Source organism: Pseudomonas sp. 910_21, from assembly GCF_052850735.1.
Genome location: NZ_VXCY01000034.1, coordinates 1 through 707 on the forward strand (window position 1 = coordinate 1; position 707 = coordinate 707).

Consider the following 707-nt stretch of genomic DNA (forward strand, 5'->3'; position numbering starts at 1 on the left):
CGTGTCGACCATCAGGTGAAGGTGCGGGGTTTCCGTATCGAACTGGGCGAGATCGAAGCGCGCCTGTTGGAACAGGACCCGGTGCTGGAAGTGGCGGTGATCGCCCAGCCAGGGCCGAGTGGCCAGCAGCTGGTGGGCTACATCGTGCCGGTGGACGCCGAGGTGGCGTTGAGCAACGAGCGCCAGGCGCAGTTGCGCGAAAGCATCAAGGCTCGCCTGCGGGAAAGCCTGCCGGACTACATGGTGCCGACTTACCTGCTGTTCCTCGAAGCACTGCCGCTGACGCCGAACGGCAAGCTGGACCGCAAGTCGCTGCCGAAAGTCGATGCGCAGTTGATGCAGCAGACCTACGTGGCACCGCAAAACGACCTGGAACAACAGATCGCGGCGATCTGGGCCGATGTGCTGAAACTTGAACAGGTGGGCGTCACCGACAACTTCTTCGAGCTGGGGGGCGACTCGATCATCTCGATCCAGGTGGTCAGCCGTGCGCGGCAGGCCGGTATCCGCTTCACCCCCAAGGACCTGTTCCAGCACCAGACGGTGCAAGGGCTGGCCACGGTGGCGGAGCAGGGCGAGGGCGGGTTGCAGATCGATCAGGGTCCGGTGCGTGGCGAAATGGCGCTGCTGCCGATCCAGCAGTGGTTCTTCGACACCCCGGTGCCGGAGCGTCATCACTGGAACCAGTCGGTGCTGCTCAAGCCGCT

1 protein-coding gene is annotated in these 707 nt (G+C 64.2%); it reads left to right on the forward strand.

Annotated features, from left to right (window positions below; all coding sequences use genetic code 11):
* Positions 1 to 707 (forward strand): phosphopantetheine-binding protein (locus tag FW796_RS31855; RefSeq protein WP_446440704.1); only part of this gene is annotated, 707 nt, incomplete at both ends.